The sequence below is a fragment of the Shewanella sp. DC2-4 genome, from assembly GCF_013248875.1.
In the GTDB taxonomy this organism is placed as follows: domain Bacteria; phylum Pseudomonadota; class Gammaproteobacteria; order Enterobacterales; family Shewanellaceae; genus Shewanella; species Shewanella oncorhynchi.
Genome location: NZ_JABRVR010000002.1, coordinates 4,178,420 through 4,202,416, shown reverse-complemented (window position 1 = coordinate 4,202,416; position 23,997 = coordinate 4,178,420). Strand labels below are relative to the sequence as shown.

Annotated in this window: 33 protein-coding genes and 2 other RNA genes; 6 read left to right on the top strand and 29 right to left on the bottom strand. The window is 45.5% G+C overall.

The features are described from left to right. Positions 1–111 precede the first annotated feature (111 nt). The 26 genes from HQQ92_RS19095 to HQQ92_RS18970 all read right to left on the bottom strand — a co-directional run bounded on the left by HQQ92_RS19095 (position 112) and on the right by HQQ92_RS18970 (position 12,484). Complete coding sequence (locus HQQ92_RS19095) at positions 112–681, bottom strand: DUF3486 family protein (RefSeq protein ID WP_012089151.1); 570 nt, start codon at positions 679–681, stop codon at positions 112–114. Further along, positions 671–925: a hypothetical protein gene (locus tag HQQ92_RS19090; protein WP_173247685.1), complete on the bottom strand. Its 255-nt coding sequence runs from the start codon at positions 923–925 to the stop codon at positions 671–673. The genes HQQ92_RS19095 and HQQ92_RS19090 overlap by 11 nt, the downstream gene beginning before the upstream one ends. Positions 926–927: 2 nt before the next feature. Continuing rightward, complete coding sequence (locus HQQ92_RS19085; RefSeq protein WP_014611524.1) at positions 928–1,224, bottom strand: helix-turn-helix transcriptional regulator; 297 nt, start codon at positions 1,222–1,224, stop codon at positions 928–930. Continuing rightward, entirely contained in the window at positions 1,224–1,559 is a 336-nt protein-coding gene (locus HQQ92_RS19080) for a DUF2730 domain-containing protein (RefSeq protein ID WP_173247682.1), read from the bottom strand. The genes HQQ92_RS19085 and HQQ92_RS19080 overlap by 1 nt, the downstream gene beginning before the upstream one ends. Further along, positions 1,556–1,780: a hypothetical protein gene (locus HQQ92_RS19075; RefSeq protein WP_173247679.1), complete on the bottom strand. Its 225-nt coding sequence runs from the start codon at positions 1,778–1,780 to the stop codon at positions 1,556–1,558. Before HQQ92_RS19075 ends, HQQ92_RS19080 begins: the two co-directional genes overlap by 4 nt. Positions 1,781–1,864: 84 nt before the next feature. Then, positions 1,865–2,434, bottom strand: coding sequence for a hypothetical protein (locus tag HQQ92_RS19070; RefSeq protein WP_173247676.1), 570 nt, complete (start codon positions 2,432–2,434; stop codon positions 1,865–1,867). After that, positions 2,431–3,000, bottom strand: coding sequence for a lysozyme (locus HQQ92_RS19065; protein WP_173247673.1), 570 nt, complete (start codon positions 2,998–3,000; stop codon positions 2,431–2,433). The genes HQQ92_RS19070 and HQQ92_RS19065 overlap by 4 nt, the downstream gene beginning before the upstream one ends. Further along, entirely contained in the window at positions 2,990–3,286 is a 297-nt protein-coding gene (locus HQQ92_RS19060) for a hypothetical protein (RefSeq protein WP_173247670.1), read from the bottom strand. Before HQQ92_RS19060 ends, HQQ92_RS19065 begins: the two co-directional genes overlap by 11 nt. 83 nt (positions 3,287–3,369) lie before the next feature. Then, a complete protein-coding gene (locus HQQ92_RS19055) occupies positions 3,370–3,801 on the bottom strand; it encodes a hypothetical protein (protein WP_131525311.1) in 432 nt (143 codons plus the stop codon). 29 nt (positions 3,802–3,830) lie between these two features. Further along, positions 3,831–4,388 carry a hypothetical protein gene (locus HQQ92_RS19050; protein WP_173247667.1) on the bottom strand — a complete coding sequence of 186 codons (558 nt, stop codon included), beginning with the start codon at positions 4,386–4,388 and terminating at the stop codon, positions 3,831–3,833. 72 nt (positions 4,389–4,460) lie between these two features. Further along, positions 4,461–4,895: a Mor transcription activator family protein gene (locus HQQ92_RS19045; RefSeq protein ID WP_173247664.1), complete on the bottom strand. Its 435-nt coding sequence runs from the start codon at positions 4,893–4,895 to the stop codon at positions 4,461–4,463. After that, positions 4,885–5,415: a hypothetical protein gene (locus tag HQQ92_RS19040; RefSeq protein ID WP_173247662.1), complete on the bottom strand. Its 531-nt coding sequence runs from the start codon at positions 5,413–5,415 to the stop codon at positions 4,885–4,887. Before HQQ92_RS19040 ends, HQQ92_RS19045 begins: the two co-directional genes overlap by 11 nt. After that, positions 5,412–6,026 (bottom strand): gp16 family protein, encoded by a 615-nt coding sequence (locus HQQ92_RS19035; RefSeq protein ID WP_173247659.1) that lies wholly within the window; start codon positions 6,024–6,026, stop codon positions 5,412–5,414. The genes HQQ92_RS19040 and HQQ92_RS19035 overlap by 4 nt, the downstream gene beginning before the upstream one ends. Further along, entirely contained in the window at positions 6,020–6,241 is a 222-nt protein-coding gene (locus HQQ92_RS19030) for a hypothetical protein (protein ID WP_131524992.1), read from the bottom strand. The genes HQQ92_RS19035 and HQQ92_RS19030 overlap by 7 nt, the downstream gene beginning before the upstream one ends. Positions 6,242–6,257: 16 nt before the next feature. After that, positions 6,258–6,334: hammerhead ribozyme type II (locus HQQ92_RS19025), an RNA gene on the bottom strand. 14 nt (positions 6,335–6,348) lie between these two features. After that, on the bottom strand, positions 6,349–6,792 hold the full coding sequence (locus HQQ92_RS19020) for a hypothetical protein (RefSeq protein WP_173247656.1): 444 nt from the start codon (positions 6,790–6,792) through the stop codon (positions 6,349–6,351). Positions 6,793–6,803: 11 nt separating this feature from the next. Next, on the bottom strand, positions 6,804–7,004 hold the full coding sequence (locus HQQ92_RS19015; protein WP_173247653.1) for an ANR family transcriptional regulator: 201 nt from the start codon (positions 7,002–7,004) through the stop codon (positions 6,804–6,806). A gap of 15 nt (positions 7,005–7,019) precedes the next feature. After that, positions 7,020–7,091, bottom strand: an RNA gene (locus tag HQQ92_RS19010) — hammerhead ribozyme type II. A gap of 3 nt (positions 7,092–7,094) precedes the next feature. Beyond that, positions 7,095–7,733: a DUF3164 family protein gene (locus tag HQQ92_RS19005; RefSeq protein ID WP_173247650.1), complete on the bottom strand. Its 639-nt coding sequence runs from the start codon at positions 7,731–7,733 to the stop codon at positions 7,095–7,097. Between the two features lie 13 nt (positions 7,734–7,746). Further along, a complete protein-coding gene (locus HQQ92_RS19000) occupies positions 7,747–8,025 on the bottom strand; it encodes a hypothetical protein (protein WP_173247647.1) in 279 nt (92 codons plus the stop codon). 11 nt (positions 8,026–8,036) lie between these two features. Beyond that, positions 8,037–8,282, bottom strand: a complete 246-nt coding sequence (locus HQQ92_RS18995) for a hypothetical protein (RefSeq protein ID WP_173247644.1) — start codon at positions 8,280–8,282, stop codon at positions 8,037–8,039. 2 nt (positions 8,283–8,284) lie between these two features. Further along, positions 8,285–8,497, bottom strand: coding sequence for a hypothetical protein (locus HQQ92_RS18990; protein ID WP_131525301.1), 213 nt, complete (start codon positions 8,495–8,497; stop codon positions 8,285–8,287). Between the two features lie 42 nt (positions 8,498–8,539). Continuing rightward, positions 8,540–9,508 (bottom strand): AAA family ATPase, encoded by a 969-nt coding sequence (locus HQQ92_RS18985; RefSeq protein ID WP_217272648.1) that lies wholly within the window; start codon positions 9,506–9,508, stop codon positions 8,540–8,542. Positions 9,509–9,563: 55 nt separating this feature from the next. Beyond that, on the bottom strand, positions 9,564–11,561 hold the full coding sequence (locus HQQ92_RS18980; RefSeq protein WP_173247641.1) for a transposase domain-containing protein: 1,998 nt from the start codon (positions 11,559–11,561) through the stop codon (positions 9,564–9,566). After that, complete coding sequence (locus tag HQQ92_RS18975) at positions 11,558–12,043, bottom strand: hypothetical protein (RefSeq protein ID WP_131525295.1); 486 nt, start codon at positions 12,041–12,043, stop codon at positions 11,558–11,560. The genes HQQ92_RS18980 and HQQ92_RS18975 overlap by 4 nt, the downstream gene beginning before the upstream one ends. Before the next feature lie 120 nt (positions 12,044–12,163). After that, complete coding sequence (locus HQQ92_RS18970) at positions 12,164–12,484, bottom strand: helix-turn-helix transcriptional regulator (RefSeq protein ID WP_173247638.1); 321 nt, start codon at positions 12,482–12,484, stop codon at positions 12,164–12,166. A 160-nt stretch (positions 12,485–12,644) separates the two neighbouring features. Between HQQ92_RS18970 and HQQ92_RS18965 the strand changes: the two genes are divergently transcribed. Continuing rightward, positions 12,645–13,406 (top strand): S24 family peptidase, encoded by a 762-nt coding sequence (locus HQQ92_RS18965; protein WP_173247635.1) that lies wholly within the window; start codon positions 12,645–12,647, stop codon positions 13,404–13,406. Positions 13,407–13,648: 242 nt separating this feature from the next. On the opposite strand, the gene HQQ92_RS18960 is transcribed toward HQQ92_RS18965, so the two are convergent. Continuing rightward, the gene (locus HQQ92_RS18960; protein WP_173247632.1) at positions 13,649–15,244 is read right to left on the bottom strand and encodes a lactate permease LctP family transporter; all 1,596 of its coding nucleotides are present in this window, start codon (positions 15,242–15,244) and stop codon (positions 13,649–13,651) included. A gap of 565 nt (positions 15,245–15,809) precedes the next feature. On the opposite strand from HQQ92_RS18960, the gene HQQ92_RS18955 reads away from it, so the two are divergent. From HQQ92_RS18955 to HQQ92_RS18945, 3 genes are all read left to right on the top strand, one after another. Then, positions 15,810–16,046 carry a thioredoxin family protein gene (locus HQQ92_RS18955; protein WP_028761824.1) on the top strand — a complete coding sequence of 79 codons (237 nt, stop codon included), beginning with the start codon at positions 15,810–15,812 and terminating at the stop codon, positions 16,044–16,046. 346 nt (positions 16,047–16,392) lie between these two features. Then, positions 16,393–17,262, top strand: coding sequence for a DUF2927 domain-containing protein (locus HQQ92_RS18950; protein ID WP_173247629.1), 870 nt, complete (start codon positions 16,393–16,395; stop codon positions 17,260–17,262). A gap of 117 nt (positions 17,263–17,379) precedes the next feature. Continuing rightward, a complete protein-coding gene (locus tag HQQ92_RS18945) occupies positions 17,380–18,819 on the top strand; it encodes an MBL fold metallo-hydrolase RNA specificity domain-containing protein (protein WP_173247626.1) in 1,440 nt (479 codons plus the stop codon). Between the two features lie 194 nt (positions 18,820–19,013). Here HQQ92_RS18945 and HQQ92_RS18940 read toward each other — a convergent pair whose 3' ends face one another. Next, on the bottom strand, positions 19,014–20,369 hold the full coding sequence (locus HQQ92_RS18940; RefSeq protein ID WP_105250320.1) for a flavohemoglobin expression-modulating QEGLA motif protein: 1,356 nt from the start codon (positions 20,367–20,369) through the stop codon (positions 19,014–19,016). A 540-nt stretch (positions 20,370–20,909) separates the two neighbouring features. Then, a complete protein-coding gene (locus HQQ92_RS18935) occupies positions 20,910–21,086 on the bottom strand; it encodes a PA3496 family putative envelope integrity protein (protein WP_006079984.1) in 177 nt (58 codons plus the stop codon). A gap of 324 nt (positions 21,087–21,410) precedes the next feature. On the opposite strand from HQQ92_RS18935, the gene HQQ92_RS18930 reads away from it, so the two are divergent. Both HQQ92_RS18930 and HQQ92_RS18925 read left to right on the top strand, forming a co-directional pair. Further along, positions 21,411–23,564, top strand: coding sequence for a CHASE domain-containing protein (locus tag HQQ92_RS18930; protein WP_173247621.1), 2,154 nt, complete (start codon positions 21,411–21,413; stop codon positions 23,562–23,564). Beyond that, positions 23,561–23,995, top strand: coding sequence for a response regulator (locus tag HQQ92_RS18925; protein WP_105250317.1), 435 nt, complete (start codon positions 23,561–23,563; stop codon positions 23,993–23,995). The genes HQQ92_RS18930 and HQQ92_RS18925 overlap by 4 nt, the downstream gene beginning before the upstream one ends. Positions 23,996–23,997 lie beyond the last annotated feature (2 nt).

Here is a 23,997-nt window from a genome sequence, read left to right as displayed (position 1 = left end):
GTAATTCAGATCTGATACCGTCCATCAATCCAAGCACTGCTGTGGAACACGGCGCAGTGATTAGTACCCAGTGGCATAAGTAGTGAATAGTGGCAATAGTGGTTACGCTCATCATGCAATCCCCAGTATTTCGCGCTTAAGCAAGGCCACGGCATCACTGGTTAAGCCTGCGGTTTTCGCGACCTTCTCGGCGGCATTAGCCGCTTCGGCCGCGAACGCGGTGCGGATCTCTTTCTCGCGCTTATGGCTGGCCATGGCAGCAGACTCCAAACGCTGCACCGCTAACATGGCGTCTTTAATCATGCCAACGTCGGCACCTTCGCCCGTTTCATCTTGGTTTAATAGGGCTTTAAACAGCTGCGAACGCGCCATTTCGAGAATGAGTTTAGTCACTTCACCCGTGGGCTTGTCACCCAGCTCTGCCGTCCACACTTGGGTGATCTCACGCATTTCCCGCAGGGATTTACCCACGGCTTCCATCTTGGTGGCATAGCGGTTAATGCCCGCGCGGGAAAGCTGGTTTTCCTCAGGTAAGCCTGCAGCTTTAATCAGCGCATTGATTTCATCGAGCAAATCAATCTGCTGAATCGAGCCATTACGCAGCCCCGCATCGAGCTTTTTGCGGATAGGATCAGGCAGTAAATCCACCTTAGATCGTCGGCCTCGGGTTTCACTCGCCATCGTCTAACCCCTCCCATTCTCGCAGCCACTGCGCACGAACTAAGTGGACTTGCTTCTGTAGTTCGGCTTCTGCCGCAAACACCTTGTGAACTGCCTTTTTAAGGCGCTGGTTTAGCGCTTTGATGTGCGGCTTAACGTGCTCGTTTTTAGCAAGCACGTTCTTTTCGAGTTCACGGATCACAAACAAATCCGCCACTAAGCGGATGCCTGCAAGCTCACCACGATTTAGGATTGCTCTTGCCATGGCTATTCTCCAGCCCGTGGACGCTTAACGCCTGGCACCGTTGCGCGGCCTGTGGCTACATCTTGGCCGCGACCAGTTAGCGTGGCCGTGGTCACTTTGCCCACTTGCTCAGTTTTAATCAGCCCTTGCTCGGCCAGCCACGCGAGCTGCACCTTTAACGAGTCTCGGCTAATATCGAGACCATAGGCAATCAAGCCATCTTGTAAGATGGACTCATTGAGTGCGAAGGCTCCCGCTTCTGTCAGTAATCGAAGCACCACTAGGCGTTGGTGCTCATTGATAATTTGCTGCATCGCCATTAATGGCCTCCTTTCAGTTCGTTTTCGAGAAGCATGTCGGTCTTTTTTTCGAGTCGGTTAATGCCCTGTTCCATTGATCCAAGCCGTTCAACTAAGCCCACTAGGTTTTTATCGAGATCATGGAACTCTGGACGGGTCGGTATGTACTCCAATACCAATTCGGTTTCGCTAAGGCGCTTGTCGATTCCGGCAACCATTTGGACCACCTTTTCGTGCTCAATGCGCGGGGTAAAGCGAGTGCTAAACCACGCCATCAGCAATGCGCATAAAACGCTAATCACGCTGCCAATAAATCCCCAATACTTAGCAAAAAATTCAAATAGCGATTCGATCATAAACGCTTCCCATAGCGCATCTTCTGGCGCTTATCTTCATCCTGTTGGCAACTAATACAGCGCAACTCGTTAAGCCGCTGTGGCTCATTTGGCTCTAAGCACTCAATACAGATGCCATTGCCAGTGCTGTGTTGTTTGTGCCTGGCGGCATCCCGAACTGCATCAACACAGGCAGCTCGCTCGCGGGTTTCCATATTGCTAGCCCAGTCGGTTTCGTCCATGGGGTTCCTTATTTTGTTTGGTCAGTTTGATGGCGTTGCCGCCAATCGTGCAGGGCTTGCCAGTCGAGGTTGCATTGCCCAAGGTCAGTGAGTAGCGAGAGCATTAGCCCCGCTGACTTTGGGTTGGATAGGCACTGTTCCTTCTGGGTTTGCAGGCACTGCAATACCTGTAGTGGAACCTGAGTGACGTTGCACTCGCGCATTAGTACTTCGGGCGGCAACACATATTGGGTCTTGTAAATAGGCACGTAACGCACAGCGGGCGGCGTTGTCGTACACGCGCACAACATCGTTAGGCACGCTAGCCACACGCCATGCTTGCGTTTGTTCATCCTGGGCGTCCTCAAGTAGCTGGGTCAGTTGGTGGTTAAGATCTTGATTACGGGTAGCTAACGCGGCCTTTTGCAGTTCGACGGTTTGCACCTGCAGAGCGAGGGTTTCGCCTTCGGCTTTTAGGGCAAAGCGTTCAACGTTGGCATCTTGCAGCCCTACCGCTAGGGTGTCGGCGCTCTGTTGCAGGGCAGCATTGTCAGTTAACGCTTGGGTGAGCTGGCTCTTAGTGCTCTGCTGTTGGTGGTACATCAGCCCGATGATGACTAATGCCAGTGACAAAAATATCCACTGCACAGTGCTGATGATTTGTGAGGGATTCATTGCGCGCCCCCAGCTGATTGCGAGAGGCCCAGTTCGCTTAGGCAAATGGTTTGCTCTTCTGCACGGCGCTTGATGAGGCCATTAAGGCGCACCTTGTTACCGAATAGGTCGGTGCCATACGTCCAGCCATTACAGACGCGCTCACCCGTTTGCTTATTGGTTGAACAGGCTTGGGTTAGCTCCTTGCACGCGCCCACACGATCCCCAGCTAAGAGCTTTTTACGTAGGGTTGAGCTGGCAAAGTTGCCGTATCCCGCCCAGTGCAAAAACGATAAATAGGCGGCGTGCTCGCTGTGGGTGAGCGTTACGGGCGCAGTGAGGCTGAGCAACTGCTTATCCTCCTTGGCGATATCCTTGGCAAAGATCTCCATGCATTGCTGCTCGGTGAAGATTTGATCAAGCTTTAAGTCTTTGCTCGTATGGCCACGACAGGCGGTAAGTACGCCCACCGCATCGACATAGACGCTCAGGCTATTGCCTTCCCATTTATCGGTAAGCTGTGCGCCAGTGATGGCTGCCGAACTTAAGCCAGCGGCTAGTAAAATCGCCTTGAGTTTACTGTTCATTAGGCACCGCCATAGCTTGTGCCTTGCGTTGCTCGCGGGCTTTTAAAATATGGAGGTGAGTGACGGCATACCAGCCTTGATAAAAGTAGCTTTGGCGGGTGAGGCTGTGGCTGTACAAGGGTACGGTGGCAGGCACATCGCCTGCTAACTCCGCCTTGATGCGGGCATTAAAACCGTCCTTAGCGCACTGGCGATAGACTCGGCTTTGAATGCGTTTGGGCTGCGCATTCGCAATCGGCATACTGTTAACGCCGCTGCGATAGTTGTTGTGGGTGACAAAGGCCATAAAAAAACCGAGACAGTGAACATGGGTTCATTGTCTCGGCTTAAGGGTTTGGAGCGGATTGGAAAGGTTTCGGGATTAGTTTGTTAGTGTGTTTGGATGCCAAAATGATCAAGGAGATTTTTTAGCACAACGAGTGTTATGTATAAATCCGTATCGTTGTCAGCTTCTATATTGGAAGCATAGATGAGCTCATTTTTTTCATTCAATTCCAAGCCAAAATCACCTTTAGAGTTGAGGTAAATCTGTAATAGCGTTTTCTTATTAAATGGTTTGTCTCGCCTATCAAGTATTAACTTAAATTCAACATTACCAATTATAAACTCAGATGCCATTGGAGTAATGGATACTTCCACTGTTTCACCAAGTACCTGAAACTGCTTAACCTTTGTGTTTACGGAACTATTACCAAATGAATTAACAGAGAGATACTCTTGGAATTTCTCCACTAAAGTATCAAAGTGCTTCAAGGTTTCTCTGTAACTTTTACATGCTGCAAATACGCTTACCGTTCTCATAATTAATCCTTGAAATTTGTTAGGAGCCACTAAAGCTGGATTGTTCTTACATCAATATCTTGCACTAAATTTTTATTATTAATTTCAATTTTCTGACTTAAGATGCCATCTCGAGGAACCACCCTTAACCATAGGTATTCTTCAGTTCCCAAGCCGACTTGTCGCTTTGATTCCGCAACTAATACGACACTATCAAGGCGCGAGCGCGTAAAATCAAATTTCCCGTCTTTATCGGTCAGAATGGTCTCATCCGCAGGAAATTTAATATCTTTCAACAAAGTAGCAGTTTCACAGGACACAATAAGTTCATAATTTTCCTTAGCATTATCTCGGTTAGGACCGCCATTAAGATAAGCTAATTCGACCTCATTTTTATCAGGCAGTCCCATACACTCTTTATTTGCATAACTTTGTTTATCGAACAGAGCTTTCTTGAATTCTTTGAGCGGGTAAACCTTGATCTGAGTGATAGGCATCGGCACTACATTGGCGGAGTTTGTTACGACATACAAAGTGCCACTAACGGAAACAGGCATCAACAAATAAGCAATGCCGATAACAATAATAATGAGTAAGAGTTTTTTCATATAAAGTCCTTTTTATCAAAATTGCCAATCATCCTATCACCAAGAATAGGATGACGCAGCAACAGCATAAATCTAAAACAACCGCCTTTGCTTTCTTGCGAAAAATGCCGCGCGCTGTTCGGCCACAATCTCGCTCACTCTTCGCTCGGTTAAGCCATAATCGCGGCTTAATTGCTCAAGGTTGTTGCCCTTAAACTCGCGCCAAATTCGGATATCGCGCAGGGCATTTTTAAGACGTTCTCCGTTGGGAATATATACGTCACGGCCACCTAAATAAGCACTCAAACTGGTCGCTAAGGCTTCGCTCACATTATCTGCATCGACAATATTATGTTGCTTAAGCGTCACTCGCATCACATCGCAAAGGCTTTGCAGGGTCGATGGCCAGCGGCGAATAAAATCTTCACGTTCATCTGGCTTGAGTGTGGCTAATGTCGCCAATGCTTGCTCAAGTTCAGCGGCACTGGTCGAAAGTAAATCCAGTTGTTCACCTTGTTCATTCAGCATTGGTGCCTCCTTGTTCTGTTGCCTTGGTCTTCTTAGCTTTTGCCTTAAATTGCGCCATCTGTGCATCAAACTTGGCTTTGGTTTCAGCCAAGCTTTCAGGACGGCCGTAGCTGGTGATCTCATAGCTTGGCTTTGCGTTTGCAGCGGGCGCAGCCACAGGGGTAATTGAGTGCTGGCTAATGCTTTCAAGCACTTTTTTTAAGTAATTGTGGTTGGTTAGTGGTCTTGCATTACCTTCAGTTCTGGCAGTGCGAAGTTTGATCACCGTCTCTTCTAACGCCGCACGTAACCAGTCTCGGTTTGAGGTTAGCGCCAGTGTGTCGTTCACCAGTGTGAGCGCACGGTTAAAACTCAAGTCGCTTTTTACGGGGCGGAATAAGCCGATGTAGTTCATTAGAATCCGCCCAGTGGCACCGTCCATCGGTGCAAGTGTGGCGAGCAGCTCGCGCGCCGCATCGTCATTCACTAAGGCATCTAAGTGGATATTACTGTGGCATACAGGGCAACGGCAGAGTTTCATAGGTGGCCCTCATACTGGGCAACAATCACCTCATAACTTGCAGGGCGAGTGCCGTTTTCATTCATTTTTAAACGCTCACCACGGGCAATAATGCGCTCGATAAGTACGCGCTTATGCCAGTTTTTCAGACTTTCAAGTACCTTGTAGGCTTGCGGTTCTGTCATCCATGGGGTGGCATCAACGCCCTCATTTTTACTGCGTAGCGTCATGCGACGCACATAGGCATCAAGCGCCGATTCACTGTTATCCTGGATAACTAAGTGGTGGCCCATGGAGATCCAAATGGCACGTATTTTATCTATGCTTGCCAATTTGCTTTTACCCGCAGCAGGACTTAAACGGCGTTTAACCGCTGTTTTATTGTTGGTTACAGTAGGTTTAAAGCCCTTTTGTTTAAACACTTCTAGCGCCTGTTCAAGCTCTGGCAGGCTCATTACCCGCAAGGAGTCTTTACCCGTGGCATTTTTCAGCATGGCACGATAGATAGCCTCATCGAGCTGCAATGATCCCTTAGCCACATTGATTAAGGTGATAAGGCGCTTCTTGTGTTGAGCGACTGGGTGCGCCTGCGCATTAGTCTGCACAGGGGCTTTTTGATTAGTTTCTAACATTCGTCATCCTCATCGGTTGTCGCACTGGATACTATCTTGATGGCTTTAGGCTGACTCTTAAGCTGCTGCCAATTCGGTGTTGCTGCATTTAAAAAGTTAACAGCCCAAAGCTCACGATCGGCGAGCAGTTCTGCCTTAGTTTTCCCTTTACGAACGGGCCTAACTGGGCAGTTCGCAATGGCATATTTGAGTAAGCGTTTAGCATAGGGTGTCATTCATCTTTGCTCTTTTTGTTAGCTGCTCATCAGTACCCAGCCACTACGCTGGATAGACAGGCAAGGCACCACAGCACCTTGCTCGTTTCGCATAATCAAATAAGTTCTTATTCCGGCTCGTCTAGTAAAAAAGCGTGAGTAAGCGCTAAGCCTTCAAGCTTTTTAAACTGGCGGCAGAGTACGGAGGCTTTCGAAAAAAATGGCATTAAAACACCAACCTTATGATGCAAATTTGGGAAGTATTCTTTAGCTTTACGCTTGCCAAATTTCTTTTCTAAATCAGCAATTTTCTTAGGTGAATAAGCGCTACGAGTTTTGGTATTCCAAACCTGCGGCAAAATCTTAGGTGTATCTTCTGGTTGATTCTCAGGTGAGCAAATCCAACCGCCTTTGATATAACCATCAATGTAAACCGCCAACTCTGTTGATGATTCGCTCTTACGCTCACGCTGAACACTGATCTCATGACCTTGATAGCTGAACTTAACATTGACAAAGCTACCCGCCATTTCCGTTTCAAGCTGTTGCCATTGTTCCTTTGTGATCGCCATTTTCTCTGTCCTTATTTACGTAGTTGGCGTACATGGCAGAAAGCCATACGAGAGTCGGCCCAATCGTAATTCGTTATTGAACTAGCCAGTTTTCGTGCTTGGCCCCAAAGCAAAGTGGCAATACCATAGTTGCCTGTACGCTCTTGCTCTGCGGCATCTGATGCGGTTCTGATATATTCGGTACTTTCGACTGTTTTCTTGGTTTTCATCATCTTCATCCTCGTATGTGTTAGCTGCTCATCAGTACCCAGCCACTACGCTGGATAGACCACGCCTCAAGATTGAGGCGGGTTTCGCTTATATCAAAGGGTGCTGATATCCAATGGGAGTTGGATGTATTTGCCGTTGGGTTGGCGCTCATATAGGCGCAGGTACTGGCTAGTGCCTGTGATTTGAATCGCGTCGGCTATGGCGTCCATGGCCTGTTTCCACTTGATGTCATCAATATCGAGTTGGCGTAAACGAAGCACTTGATTAACGTCTATGAGACCTTGCTTATTCACTCGAAAAGCATGCTCAATAATCGCAATCAGGCGAGTATCCGCACCACTACTCCAACTTTTAATACAATCATCAATCAGTGCCTTAGCGGTTTGACAACGCTCATCAAATACGCGGTGTTCTCCCACAGCGCGGATAATGCGATAACGGCCATCAAAGCTGGTTAGCGTCACGTTACCTTTGCTTCCTCCATATTTAACGCCGTATTCTTCTGCTGAGATATCAACAAAATCAGCAATCTTTGCCATGGTCGTTAATTTGAAATCGAGCATGGCTTGACGTAGTAATTTGGAGGCGCTCAATATTTCCGTGACAACTTCATCGCGCAGTTTATCCACGGCCTTAATACGGTCTTCATGTACCAAATCGCCTACCGCGTTTTTGCGATAGCCCTGCGGAATAGCGGCTTGGTTGTGGGTTGAAATATCTTGGGTGTTCATATTCATTCCTTAATTAATGTGCTTTTCTAGATGCGGTGTGTTCGTCTAGCATCTGAGATAAAGACTGGCCCTGAACCACTTCGGTACTCATTACTTTGCGACCAGCGTTTTGTTCAACTAATGCCTTGGTGATTTCTGGCAATATATTTTTCATTGTTTTTGCGAGAACTAAGACGGTGGCATCAGAAAGTTTTCGTTCACTTTCGGGTGCAGCTTCTATCTTCATGCTGCATTCGATGCCGCAAACGTCATCAATCGCCGCATCGTTAATTTCAATAATCAGCTTGGCCATGTGCTTATCCCTTATGAATTAATTGATATTACTGAACCGTCATTTGGTTCGATTAATTGGAACGAATCATCAACCTTTACTCGGCAATATCCATAGCGAGCGATGGTTCTAGCTATAGAGTTAATGGCGCGCCACTGCGCTCTATTGGTGAAGTAAAAGGTCATCTCATTCGGATCACTTGTATCACCCCACCAAAGGAACATCCCTGCTTGGCCGTCAAACTCTCTATCAACCTCTAAACAAATAAAGTCATCCATATCTACTCTTCCCAACGCACTGTCACGCCGTGAAATTGCACCGCCATACAACGGCGACGAATGCCTTTAATGTTCTCGATAATGTCCACAGCCATGCGGCGAAAATCAGCGGTTGGCTTGTCGATTTGCACGACTTTCACGCCACTGTGGATTACCTTCATACCGCGCAGTCTTAGGGCGCTAATCACATCGAATTTAGGGTTTTGGTGTCTCATGTCTTGCTCCTTGCTTATGCTTAAACGGGTTAGGTATCGGGGTTATTCCACGCCTTCGAGGTCTTTAAAGGCGGCGCGTAAATGGGTAACGCCAATAGAGCTATTGCTGCCGCTGGCCATCATGGCGGCAAGGCGTAGGGTTTGATTGAGCAGACGCAGCGCACCTGGGCGTTCTGATATTTGAGTCATCAGGGCGCGTTCGCTATCGCCGTGAATGCCCCAAGCAGTAGCGATAGCGGTCACATCGTTTTTCTTGGCTTTATGAATGCCGACTTTTTTGGCGATACGGCTAAACAAGCGGGCAAAATCTTCATTGCGGCGGCCACCTGTTAGCTGGGCATAAACGCGGTTATTACCAACCAGCACCATGCCGACTTGGGTTTGTTCCTGCAAAATGCGCAGTTCTTCGAGGGTGGCGTAATCCAAATGATCCGCCTCATCGATGATCACGAGTCCACCCGTACCCATGAGACGGCGCTTAATGGCGCGAGCCAATGGGCCTTTGCGGCGCGGCGCATCGTCCATACCGAGTTCTAATGCCAGTTCATACAAGCATTCGCTGAGGCTGGATGCGCTGGGTGAAGCGGTGATCATCCACACGTTAGGGTTATCGTTGGCGTAGTGTTTAGCCGCTGTGGTTTTACCCACGCCCGAGGCACCAAATACCACGCTGATACACTCAGCTGCATGGGCATAGGCTAGTGCGGTATGGATTTGGTTTGCAGTTTGAGTTTGTACAAACTTAGGTGCGACAGGGTTTGTGGCGCGGTTCGTCTGCAGGGCAAGCCATGCGCTGAGCTTTTCAGCCACACCCGCAGCATCGCCACCGACGCCATCATATTTACCGTTGAGGTACTGGCTGATCACGCTAGTGCTCATATCTATCTCTTTTGCCAGTTTCGTCTGGGTGACTTTTTTGCTATCGATCATCCCTTTAATGGTGTCGATAACCTGCTGCTGTTGGTCTGGTTTCACTTCTGATTGAGAAATACTGACAACCTTGTTCATCATATTTTTTCCTTTTCCATTTCGGGTAAGAGCTGATTAAGTTGGGTTTAAACGGGTGTTAAAGTCGGTTTTTATTTTTCTCGGCAAACAACGCCGATACGCCTAGTGCAAAGGCCTCTTCAAAGTTTTCAGCCTCTGGCTGGGCGGCGACAGTGCGCACGGTATTACCGTGTCGGATATGCACTATCTCGGTGGCTGCTGGTGTTAAAGGCGGCTCAGGTTCAACCCCGCGCATTAACTCAGCGGCTTCAAGGTTGCTCATGCGCTTATGTGCTTTGGCAGCTAACTTATTAGCCTTGGTGAATTGGGTACGGTGGCGAGTGTGTTCGCGGGCGGCATCGGTATCACCAAAGCCAGTCGCTTGAATACAGTTGGCCTCACAGATCAGCAGACCAGACAGCGTGTAACACACCACCATGCCGTGCAGATTATCGGGGTCAAAGCGGGCGACGATCTTCTGGCCGACATAGCTATATAAAGCCTCGTGGTGATAACGGTTTTTACGGCTGGCAACCGCGCCGCCCGCATCGAGCACTATCGTTGCTTGGCTGCTAACACGTACCGCTTCGGCGCTGAGTAACAGCATTCGTTTTTGTTCCGCATTAGCTTTACGCACCGTGGCGTTTTGATAACTGGCAACAAAGGCTTCGTCGAATGACATTACGCCGCGACACACTTCAGTTTCACGGTTTGGCCTTTGGTTAAAGGTCTGAACGCCTTCGGCTAATACCCGCATAAACACCTCGGCAGCAACGGCTGTACTGCCATAGTTATCGGGTTTTGCCATTGGGTTTGCGCCTGTGGATGCCCCATCAAAGGCAATGTTTTTATCTACAAATTCGCCTAAACCGCCCACGCCAAAAGCGCGTTCGATTGGCTTAGCTTGACCATGACCTTTACCTAAAATCACGCTCGACCAATGCAGGGTGATCCCAAGCAAGGGGATCAAACCTATAGGGTCGTCAGGCTTGACTTTAAAACGGAAACGATTCGGCACGCCGCCTGTCATCCACTTGTTGGCGGCTGCGCGGGTGTTATCGATAGTGATATGTTTGGGGATGCCATATTGATTGACCACATCCATTAGCGACAGGCGAATCGTGTCGGTGTTTTCAGACACACCAACGCGCCAAGCGAGGATCTTGCGGGTGCGAATATCTGCCCAAAACCACGTTTTTGGTCGTAGGATTTCACCGTTATGCCAGCGAACAAACACGTTATGTTGATAGCCGTCACCGTTGATCCACTCCATAGCCTCGATATCCAGCACGGTACGTTGCTGTGCTGGGTAGAGTTGCATCAATGCGTGTTCGCCTTGGCGTAACATCACTTGCTGTTCGTGTGGCACTTCTTTATCTAAGCGACGTTTTAAGCTATCAACCGAGGGTACTTCCCAGTTGTGTTTTTTGGCTGTGTCTAACAAGGCCCAATAGCTAGTGGCAAAGTTAGGTTGTTCTAACCGCAGGTAGTCGGTTTTAAACCATTCCCACGCTTCATCACTCACGGGGGCTAAACGGTTAGCGGCGTTGTTCATGGCCGCAATTTTGTTTTTGGTCAGCAACTGCGGTGCCCAATCGGCTTTATCAAAGCCAGCGACTTTTTTGCAATCTCGGCGCAGGGTTGGCACTGCAAGTTCAAACTCAGCGGCGATATGTTCATACGCCGCCATCTTGTTGGTACCGGATTCCACTAGTGCATAAAAGGCACTCACATAAGCCAGTTTGGCTTTGGCAACAGACTGGGCGTGTTCGCCCGCACGTTCCCACAATTGCCAAAGGCTAGCGGCATCGTAACGCTCACGCGCGGATTTAGGTTTTGGGGCATTCAGCACAGTACCGTTAAGCTCAATCTTGCCTTGCTGTGCAAGCAACTTGGCTTTAGCGGCAGGCGGTAAACTGTTGAGGTGATATTCAAAACCACCGCCACGGCCTTCACGTTTGCGGCATGTCCAACCTTCGCGCTTGGCTTTAGCGTTAATGTTTTGTGTCGTGCCAGGCATGTCAGGTAAACCGATTAATTCAGCAGCACTAAACCATTGTTTTTGTGATGTGCTCATTCATTTTCTCCATCGAACATCGCCAGCTCTGGTTCTTGGCTTTTACTGACGTTTTCGCTATGCCAGGCAATGCCACCCATCACATTGTTAAGTGCAGTGATGGTGTCTTCGGCTGCGCTTTGTCCTTGGTAAAAACGGATCAGCAATCCCATAGCTTCACTAAACGAGCCTTGTAGTTCGTTGACTTCGGTATTAGTGGCTTTACGGCCGCTGGGAATATCGATAACGAGGCGGTTGCTAGATGCAGCGATATACAAGGTCATGTAATCCGCACCACAGGCGTGCTCAAATGGGCGGATCAATACGGCAGGAATACGACCATTCTCAAGCCATTTATATAGCGTCCACTTGCTAGGCAAACCCATCAGATCGGCAACGCGGTCTACTGAAAGGTTTTGTTTTTCGCGGGCAAACTCTAAGCACAACTCCATTGAGTGGCGCAGATTATTTGCTCGTACCTTTTTCCAGTTGCGTCTACTCATTGGGTTATGCCTTTAAGGAGGTATTCCAAACAAAGCCAGATCTTGCCGCTATGAAAGCTGCGATCGCCTGACTACCATTGATCAAGTGCATATATGAAAGTGGAGCGAACACAAATGGACTCATGCGACTTCCTTTTGTGTGTTTTGTGTGTTTTGTGTGTTTTGTGCGTTTACACAATCATTTGTGCTAACATTGCATTTGTTAGGATGTAAATAGCGGCTTGGCCAAATTACGTTAGGTTCAACACCAATCGCAGTGGCGATAATGCGTTCGCCTTTAGGCCATTTTCTTGCTAATGCATTCCACAATGTACCCGCATTACTGTAACCAGCGGCCTTTGCAACTTGGGTTAAGTTGGTACCTTGTTTTTTCAGGGCGGCAATAATGTCAGCGTGATGCCAGTCAGTGATTTGGGTTGGGATAGGTTTTTGCTTATCCATTTTTTTGCCCTTTTATTTGTGAGATTTACTAAACAGTTAACACAAATATATTCATAAACACGTTTGATTTCAAGTTAAATCGAAACATTCATGTTTATTTTTGGCTGTAAAACTCAACATTTGAACACATTTGCTTTTAAATCAATGGTTTAATATAAACATGAACGAAGAAAACAAACATGAACGATTGCATTCAAGTTCACAGGTTGAACATGAACGTTTTTGCGATCGATTACGTCTGGTCATTGGTAATGAAAGTGTTCGTTCGTTCGCATTGAGAGCGAATCTGTCTCCGCCTGTAATAAAGAAGTATGTGGAGAATGATTCAACACCAAACGTAGAAAGGCTTATTGCGATAGCTGAGGCGGGCGGAGTCACTGTTGAATGGCTAGCAACAGGGAAAGGAGCAAAGTACCCCAATGAAGTTGAACAACAACACCATCAGCATCAAGTCACTGAAGGGGCTTGCGGTGGCTATGTAGCTAATAGAGACTTTCTATCTGAGTTCGCCTTGATACCAGGCTATAGCGTTCAGGTGTCTGCTGGTTGGGGGAGTGAAGGTTCGGATGAAGTTGAGCCTAGCCGTCATCTTGCATTTAGAAAGCGGTGGCTTAAATGGCGAGGCTTTGCTGAAAAGGACTTAGTAGTAGTATGGGCCAAGGGCGATAGCATGGAACCCATCATTAGCAATAACAATACCTTGCTAATTAATATGCAACGCACCGAGCTTACAGATGGCAATATCTATGTGATACGCAGTGATAACCAACTATGGGTTAAACGCGTTCAGGTTAAACCAAATGCTTGGCTTTTATTGAGTGATAACCCTTTATACCCGCCAATCGAAGTGCCTAAGACTGAACAGCATAACTTCCATGTTGTTGGGCAGGTTGTTCACATCTCGAAGGATATTGGGGATTAAAATTTAAACCTCTTTTAAACGTCACATAGGTTTAAATCACAGTGATCACTTTTTTAGCGGCATTTGCCTAAATTGGATCGCCATTGATCAAAATTGAGATCGCACCAATCAGATACAAAAACGGCGCGGTAGCCTGAACAACTCACCCAGCAAACCCGCGCCGTTCCTCAATCGATCTCATTTATTCAGGCCAAATTTTATCTAATCTCGGTTTAATTGGTTTCTGATCATTATTTAAGAGTCTATACAACTGTGATCACGCCAATGAAAGTACAGAAAAATAGACTGTGCTTTAGCGTAAAGCGGAAAAGATCTGATTCTTTACCCGCCAATCCCGTTGCAGCGCAAGCAACGGCAATAGATTGTGGCGAAATCATTTTGCCCGTTACTCCTCCCGTAGTGTTTGCGGCGACTAATAACTCCGGTGTTACACCTATTTGGTTTGCTGTATTGGCTTGCAGCGCACCAAATAGGGCATTTGATGAGGTGTCTGAACCTGTTAAAAACACCCCTAACCAACCTAAGAATGGTGAGAAGAAGGGGAATGCCACGCCAGTGCCTGCGAGCACGAGTGCTAAGGTTGAAGATAGACCTGAATAGTTTGCAACAAAGGCAAATGCTAATACTAATCCAATTGACAATATCGGGAATTTTAATTCAATTAAAGTGTCTTTAAAGGATGTCAGTGCATTACTTACTGACATTTTAAGGACCACAATTGAGATCATTGCTGCGATTAAAATGGCTGTTCCAACAGCGCCTAATAAATTAAGTTTATATATTGCTGCATAAGGGGTTTCCTTAGCGACAATAGGCGCACTTTTGATAACGAGATTATGTAAGTAAGGTACTTCAATACTGATAGTGGCAAAACTTAATGCCAGTTGTACATCTTTAAGACTCCACAGGGTTACAATCGCCGTGAGAATAATAAAGGGAGACCATGCTTTAAATATCTGGCTATTAGAAAAAGTAGACTTAGGGGTAGTAATTCTTTTTTTCATTCCTGAGAAATTGAATATTTCTTTTGGTTGCCAGACTTTTAAAAATAACGTTAAACAAATTAGACTGACTAACGCCGAAGTAATATCGGGTAATTCGGGGCCGATAAAGTTTGAGGTCAAAAATTGGGTGATCGCAAATGAAACGCCTGCTACTAATGTTGCGGGCCAAGTTTGACGTATTCCCCTGATGCCATCCATCATTGCGATGAGCCAGAAGGGGACAATAATCGATAATATTGGCAACTGACGGCCAGCGAGTTGTCCAATATGGAATGGGTCTAGTGATGAAACCTGGCCCGCTACGATAATTGGGATACCCATAGCTCCAAAGGCGACGGGTGCCGTATTTGCGATTAAGCAAAGTCCTGCTGCATACAATGGATTGAATCCAAGCCCGACAAGTAACGCAGCTGTAATAGCAACAGGTGCCCCAAAACCCGCAGCACCTTCGAGGAAGGCTCCAAATGAAAAGCCAACCAATAGCATTTGTAATCGTTGATCTTCCGTGACTGAGATGACTGACGAGCGAATAACCTCAAATTGACCTGTTTTAACGGTGATTTTATATAAAAATACTGCGGTAATAATAATCCAAGCAATCGGCCATAGCCCATAACTAAAACCATATATAGCAGAAGCAAGCGCGATACTAATAGGCATTTTGTAGGCGAGTATCGCGACTGCTAAGGCAATTAATAAGGTTAATGCCCCAGCGATATAGCCTTTAAGTTTTAACACAGTTAAGGCTAGGAAGAAAAACACAATAGGCAGTAAAGCAACCATTGCGGTTAGCCACAAGCTACCGAGTGGCGTGTATGTTTGGGTCCAGGTCATAGGGAGGTTTCCGTATTGTTATAATATGTTGATAAATCGTGTTGCAGCCGCAACATAGCAGATACTAGTGTTTAGTGATGTAGGATCAATCTTAAATGTTGCAATAAGTGATATGGGTCACGAGATGTGTTGATAAATGATGGCGGGGAAATACCTAAATAATAATCAAGTAAAATATTGACTGTTTTAGCTATATTCACCAAACATCTAATTTAGGTTGTATTAATATTTGTTGTGTTATCAAGATTATTTTTTGAGTCGTGAAATTAACTAGAGTATTGTGATTTTATGAAAAACTAGGCTGTACTTTTTTAGTTTTTTGGTAGTGTTTATAACAGATGGTTTATAAATATTTGTTTATATTTATATATAGAAATTAATAGCAATCAATGCAATGCAACTAATAATGCAGTTATCTTATTGTGGCATGAATTGAGCTATAGATGTTGCCATACTCTTGTCTATGAGTTTGCTTGGCTGGAAATTTACCTTGCTATATGTGGCTGTGAGTATGACAGTAGGTTGAAATTTTTAATTTTGCAGCACAGTTCGTTGAGGAAGTAACATGAAACAAGTCAAAGTATTAGGCAGTGGTTGCGCTAAATGTAGCAAAACCGCTGAGATGATTGCGGACATATCAGAAGAAATGGGTGTGGATGTGATTGTAAAAAAGGACACAGATCCTCAAAGCCTATTGAAATTTAAAGTGATGAAAACCCCTGCGGTAGTGATCGATGGTGAGCTCATACATAGCGGCTCAGTACCGACGCGCGATGAAGTTGAGGGGTGGTTAAGGGACTAGAGCTCGCTGACTCGCTGAATAGTTGCACGGAGTATGCTCGTTAGAAAGCGCTTAAGCTAAAAATGCACACCATTGTCATCCTGAATCCTTGGCAATGGTGGTGTAATATCATCAGTATACGATTAATGATATTAAATATAATGTGTTTAAAAACAATGCATTGATGCTTTGTGTAGTCATTTTATTATGGGGTTTTATTGGCTACTGTTTAGTCAGCATTGCATTATCTGGGCGAGTTTATTAAGTCTATGTTGTATGAGGTTGTTTGCAGATTTCGACTTCTTTTATCAGTATCACTGCTATGATTTTGATTCAGTGACCTCGTCAAGTTGCGGGATGAGTGCCAATGCAAAAGTGGCTTAGGGTATTAACACGTTTCTACAGTTGGTTATTTTTTACTGCACGTCTGTTTCGTTTAGGGCTTTTTCTAACGCTAAGTTTATTCGTTTTGCCTTTGTTTGCTGCTCAAACATCTCCCGGATTAACCCAAGTGTTAACGCCCGCTACGGATTGGAAAAACTCCGCTTATATCACCCAAGCATTTAGTGAAGTCGCCCTACAAAATGAGTATGACCTTGCTAAACATAGCGTGCGTAAGTGGCGCATACCGGTACGAGTGTTTATTGAGCATCAAGTGGGTGATAAGGCGCTGCACACTCAATTAGTGTTGATGCACTTAACACACTTAGGCAAGATCACCGGCCTCGATATTCAACGGGTAGATACGCTCTCAGAGGCGAATCTGCACTTAGTGTTTACCCGTCAATCCCTATGGGCAAGTGAGGTGATGCGCTTAATGGGACCGAGCTCGGCGAAAAATGTCCATGGCTCTGTGTGTATGGCAAAATTTGCTCTCAATTCACGGCAAGAGATTGAACGTGCTTGGATTATTATTCCTGTAGATCAAGCCAAAATGCACGGTAAGTTAGTGGCTTGCGTAGTGGAAGAGATAACCCAAGTGCTTGGTTTACCCAATGATTCAGAGAAAGTATTTCCCTCCATCTTTAACGACAAAACCCCGCAGGACTTACTCACTGGGCTCGATTTCATTTTGCTTAAATTACTCTATAGCCCAAGTATTAGCGCTGGAATGACGGCCGCAGAGGTCAAACAGCCTTTGCAGATTTTGCTCGAACAATGGCTGCGCGATGGCACTATTGCTAACGCTGGCAAAACGGTACGTCAAGGTCAGTTGTACCCATTGTTAGGTTATTGATGACTAAGCATTACAGCTAAAGTTGACATTGCTCGCACGTGACTAATTAATCCTTTTTGTTTTAGGAATAAGGGCATAGTCTATCTTTATATGAGATAAACACCTTGGAGGGACACCATGCGAATGACATTGCAGTTTTTAGGGGCGACAGAGGAAGTGACGGGTTCGTGTCATTTACTCTCGGTTGATCATGAACACTTATTGCTCGACTGTGGTTTGATCCAAGGCGGTAAGTCTGATGAGTTGCGTAATCATGATCCCTTCGCATTTGATCCTGAGTCTATTTCTGCTGTCGTGCTTAGCCATGCCCATATCGATCATTCTGGGCGTTTACCACTTTTAGTCAAAGCAGGTTTTGATGGGCCTATCTACACCCATAAAGCCACGGCAGAGCTGTGCGCCATCATGCTCAAAGATGCGGCTATGCTGCAGACCCGCGATACCGAAAGAGTCAATAAAAAGCGTGCTAAACATGATCTTGAACCCCTAGAACCGCTATTCACCGTTGAAGATGCTGAACTCGCGATAACTCAATTTGTACCATTGGAATATGGTCAAGTGACTCGGGTTATTCCCCATGTGGATATTTGCCTCTCAGATGCAGGGCATATTTTAGGTTCCGCCTTAGTCGAGTTGTGGTTAGGTGAGGGAAAATCACAGAAGAAAATCGTCTTCAGTGGCGATCTTGGCCGTGCAGGTATGCCGATTTTACGTAATCCTACCTTAGTGGATTCGGCAGATTTAGTCTTAATGGAAAGCACCTATGGCAATCGTTTTCACCGCAGTTGGACGGATACCTTAGCCGAGTTGAAAGCCATTTTTGCTAAGACAGTCAACGAGAGCCAAGGCAATATATTGCTCCCCGCTTTTTCGGTTGGACGAGCACAGGAGTTATTATATCTATTTCATTTATATGCTAAAGAATGGGATCTCGGCCGTTGGAAAATCTGCCTAGACAGCCCGATGGCAATTGAGGCGACACGCGTCTACGTTAATAATTATCCGCTGATGGATGAGGACTTTAAACGCTTTACCCGCCAACATCCTGGGCAGCATCCACTGTTGTCGAATGTCGAATTTATCCAAACGACCGAAGAGTCGATAGCGCTGAACGATGTGCATAAGGGATTGATCATTATCGCAGGGAGCGGCATGTGTAACGGTGGACGTATTCGTAGCCACTTAGAGCATAATCTATGGCGCCCAGAATGTGATGTGATTATTTGTGGTTATCAAGCGCTTGGAACACCGGGGCGCGCCCTCGTCGATGGCGCTGAGGAACTGTCTATTCATGGTAACAGCATTAAAGTAGCGGCTAAGTTACACACAGTGGGTGGACTTTCAGCCCATGCGGATCAAGCAGAGTTATTACGTTGGTATCACCATTTTGAAGGCCAGCCGCCGTTAATTTTAGTCCATGGAGAACCCGAGGCGCAGCATGGATTAGTCGATGTGATTAACCAAGATCCTCAGACTAAACCAAAGGCTATAGCAATCGCGACTCAGGGTGACCGATTGGATTTAAATGCGCTGCCGCAGTTAGTGTGGAAGCCTTAAAAGATTTGAAAGTGCAAGTTCAAAAGTTGGGTGGAAATGCCATTATCTTCTACACGTGTGGCAAAGCGAGCTCGCGATGAGTTGTATTTTGAATGTAATGGTGAAGGTTTTTCTATCGAGGATTAGCGTTTAGTTTTATAAAAAAGCTCACATAGTTGTGAGCTTTTTTATTTTAAATCAAGCAGGTTACTGTATTAGTCAGAGTTGTTGTCAAATTCAGTATCATCGAGTAACTCAAAGGTCGGGACGACATTCGGTACGTCTTTAAATAAGCGAGTGAAATGGCGCTGTACACCTTTCAAATCGATTCCTGCTAAACCTGATGCAAAACCAAACCAAGCATAAAGGCCACTAAAGTTATCAAACATAGGCGGTAGATATTTAGGCGTAGTCAGAATGCCCTCTTGGCAAGCTTGGTATAACACGGGGATATCTTCGATCGCCAATTTACCGAGGAATAGCATAGGGATGAGTTCAGGAAGGCCTGAGGTGATGGCGCTGCGGATAAAGTTAATGTTTTCCACATAACCACGCACATAGGAAATATCCTTAGTGAAGAAACTGCCGCCTTCCACCATGCCCCCACGGAAAACCCTTTGAGTGACACGGTAACTGTCTGTCGCACTTAGATTCAATCCTCTGAAATAATTGAATACCTCTATAAAGTCAGCACCATTTTCAGCCATATCGACCGCGGCAACACGGTCACTAATTCGCCGAGCCCGTCCTGGATTTGAGCTTAGCGTCAGCATTTCCAGTAAAACGGCTAGACCTTCTTGGGTTGCTGCTACGCGCGGAGAACCGACACTGAGCCAAGTGGCGTGGGGTTGAGCTCGGCCGTTTAGCGTTGTGCCGACATGCACCCAACCTTCGTGAACTTCATATACATTAAGATCCGATTCGCTGAACATTGCTTTGCTATTGAGCTTAACAGTGTCGCCACCGACTGCAGCGTCAGAGACGATACCGTCACTAAGGCGTACACGCATATCATCGCTATGAAAGTACTTTTCTAAACGTTGGCTGAGCACGTTAACCGCTTCTGGCGCGCTAATAATTTTAGGGTGGTGTTTATTCATGTGCCTCGCCGCGGGCAGCGAGAAAATGTAGCTGAGTTTATCGCCTAACTGGCGCAAGGTATGGCGATCGCCATGCAGTTTATGGCTAGCACTGCCGTACAATTCTTGGCTGAGCTTACCAAAGGTTGGCGTGCCTCTGTTCCCCAACATATCGATGACAAGGCGATACTGATCGACGTTTGCCACTAATATTTTGCCGAGTTTGTCTCGTTTACCCAAACGTCTATGGATGTCCTGCTTTAGGGAGGCTAGCTCAGCTTGGGTTTTAACAGGATCAAAAGGTAAAGCAATGTTTTGATAGAACTCTTGCTTGATAGCCGGAAGTACCGTGCCCTTATTGGATAGAAAACGCTCTTCCATTTCCCGCGGCCATTTAATGGCATCTAAGATTTTTATTGGCGTTTGAATGCGAATTAATTCATCGGAAAAACGGCGTAGATCTTGTTGATATTGGGCTAACGACTCAGACATTCCCGTATATCCTGCAGGTAATTTCAGCGAGAGAGATGTGGCTAATCATAGCCTTAAACCTCATTTATTCATATTGATTCGCAGGCTAGCTGAGAAATATACCGATTAAATAAATTAGCTGTTATCGATTTTGTGAATCATTTTGGTGCACTTGTTACAATTCTAGCGCTATGTCTATGGGACATAAATAAGTAACCATCTGTTTAATAATATTTTATTGATATGACATTAAAGCTGCTTTGTTCTTGATATAGAAATAGATTGATTGGAGCAAAGCATGACAGCGATGAGTTATTTGAGTGTGTTAAGGCTGAATGCTTGTTAATCAAAACTCAAGCCGACAAGAGTGGTAAAAATGACTGTGATGACGCGATTTTAAATCTGGAGGTTAGTGAGCTAAAGCAGAGTCACACCCAGCATTATTGGCTGGGTGAGATATTCGATTTTAGTGGGCCAAAACTCAGTGAGTTCGAAACAAATGATCACCGACTGAGATCATCATCCCATCATTTTGACCACTAGATAGCGAGATAGAATTGGCTAGAAAAAATCGTCATCTCCTAATGCACGTTTTAACTCCGCCCGCTCGAGGTAGTCTTCTAAACGCTTTTTGACTTCGCGTCTATGCTGCATTGCCTCGGCGGCTTTGCTGTTTCTTGGTGTGGTCATTGCCTCAAGTTCAGTATCGTTGGGCACGACTTCAGTAATATGAGCCATAACGAATTCCTCTTGTTGTTCCTAACGACTTTCTAACTAAAAAGAGTATGGTAGAAAAGCAAATAATTTTGTGAGTTAGGGTGAAAAATTCTTCCCGTGAGTCGGATGATTCAGCTTACCGCTGTTTTGCGTAGGCACTAGACTGCAATTGAATATTTGATTAATTTAGTTTTTGCTTATTTTGTGATTAAGAGCACGGTATCGTCATAGATATATTCGCGTTAATTCCGAGTTAAATAGTAGGATAAACTTGAATTTAGTCATAATTACAACAACACTTGTACCTGTGTTTGTTGTTAATCGTTTGCTAGGGAATTGGCTTACATGGACAAGGATCAGTTTTCTAAATCACTCCCCCCATCTAATAATATCTACTTTAGCGTGCTGAGCTCTAGCTGGCTGATGATAGTGGCTGCCTTACTTTTCATGGGGATCTCTTGGTATGTGCTTGAGCAATATCTTAGGGATAGAGGTGAAGAGCGTTTCGAAAATAGCGTTCAAGAATTAACAGAAGCCGTGAATCGCAGAATGCTTGCCTATGAGCAAGTCTTACGTGGTGGCGTTGGCTTATTATTATCCTCGAGTAATGTGACACGTCAGGAATGGCAAACTTATGTCATCAATGCTCATTTATCTGAGTATTACCCAGGTTTTCAAGGTTTTGGCTATGCTCAGTTACTTCAACCTGAAGCATTAAGTGCGCACATCCAACAAGTTCAAGCTGAAGGTTTTAAAGACTATAAAGTTTACCCAGAAGGAACGCGTGATCAGTATTGCGTGATTGTGTACTTAGAACCCTTTGATTGGCGTAATCAAAGAGCCTTGGGTTATGACATGTGCTCCGAGTCTAATCGATATAAAGCCATCACTCGCGCTATTACCACTGGACTGCCGACAGTTTCTGGCAAAGTCGTATTAGTTCAAGATACTTCTGATGATGCGAAAGCGGGCTTTTTAATGTATTTACCGCTTTATCAAGGCACCACAACAACAGAGGCTGAGCGTAAACAGCACGTGTTTGGACTTGTGTATGCAGCGTTTAGGATGGATGACCTCATGCAAGGGATTATGGGGGAGCGATTCTCAGGCTTGAAACTTGCCATTTATGAAAGTCCGCAGGCAAGCGCTGACAGTCTAATGTTTACCAGCAGCAAAGTGGCCCCGAATGAGCAGGATGTGTTTTATCACTCACAGACTGACTTAGTTGGAGGGCAGTTGTGGCGCTTAGACATTTCATCACAATCGCGTTTTATCTCGAGAGCGGAACAGACCCAAGGTATGTGGCTCCAATTTATCGGTTGTGGTTTTATTTTGGCATTGTTTTACTCAGTGTTAATTATGGCGCGTAATCGATATAAGGAGTCTTTACTGACTTCAGAGTTAATTGCTAACGAAAAACGCTTTAGATTAGTAATTGAAGCCTCTCCAAGTGCGCTATTTATGGTGGATAAATCTGGATTTATTACTTTAGTGAATACCCATGCTGAACGTTTGTTCGGCTATACCAGAGACGAGTTACTCGGTCGTTCCATCAATATGTTATTGCCCGAAACCCTAAGGGATGCTCATCAGCAGCACATGAGTAACTATTTAGTGCAGCCTATTGCGAAAAATATGTCGATGCGGGATGACCTGTTTGGCTGTTGTAAAGATGGCAGTCGACTCGCAATTGAAGTGGGGTTGACGCCTATTCATTTTAGTAATGGCATTTCTATTCTCGCGACAATTAATAATGTCTCTGAACGTAAACGCATTGAAGTTCAGCGTGCAGAACATATGCTTGAGCTTGAGCGTATCAATCAAGAATTAGACAGGTTCGCCTATATTGCTTCCCATGATTTGAAATCCCCCTTACGTGGTATCGAGCAGCTAACCTCTTGGTTATCAGAGGATTTAGTCGATAACACCAATGAAAATGTACAGAAATACCTAGGGCTTATCCAAAGTCGTATTCATCGAATGGTGTTATTACTCGATGGACTATTGATGTTTTCTCGGATTGGTCGTGTTGATACCGAAACTACTGAAGTGAAAAGTCGGCAACTGGTTGAAGACATGTTTGCGCTCGTCGCGCCGCCACAGGGATTTGAATTAGTCCTAAAAGGTGAATTTCCAAATTTTTATACCGTAAGACCATTGTTGGAATTAGTTATACGAAATTTAATCAGTAACGCCATAAAACATCATGACTTAGGTACAGGTGTGATTACGGTTTCATGTGAGGCGGTTGATCAGCAGTATCGATTCAGTGTGATAGATGATGGTCCGGGGATATCAAGCTCATATCATGAAAAAGTCTTCGAGATGTTTCAAACACTTAAACCAAGAGATGAAGTTGAAGGCAGTGGTTTAGGCTTATCACTTGTGAGGAAAACGGTTGAAAGTTTAGGTGGAGAGATTCAGCTCAAATCGCAGGGCCGAGGTTGTTGTTTTTGCTTTAGTTGGCCTAAGAAAATAGTGAAAAAGGAGCTTCTATGAGCGCAGCAAATCACTATCAACAGGTCACCATTTTATTGGTTGATGATGATGACGTGGATTACATGGCCGTGCAGCGGGCGATGAGACAATTGAGGTTACTCAATCCCTTAGTGCGTGCTCGGGATGGGATTGAAGCATTAACTATTCTAACTAGTTTAGACACGATCAAAGGTCCGTATCTTATTTTGCTCGATCTTAATATGCCAAGAATGAATGGGTTTGAGTTCCTTGAGCGAATACGCTCAGATCCTTCTCTTTCTTCGTCTGTCGTTTTTATGCTCACCACGTCGAGTACCGATGAAGATAGGATGAAAGCCTATAGCCATCATGTGGCTGGTTACATGGTTAAAACTGATATGAAAGACGGTTTTAACAATATTTTTAATATGCTTGAAGGTTATTGGCGAATAGTGGAGCTCCCATCCGCATAAGG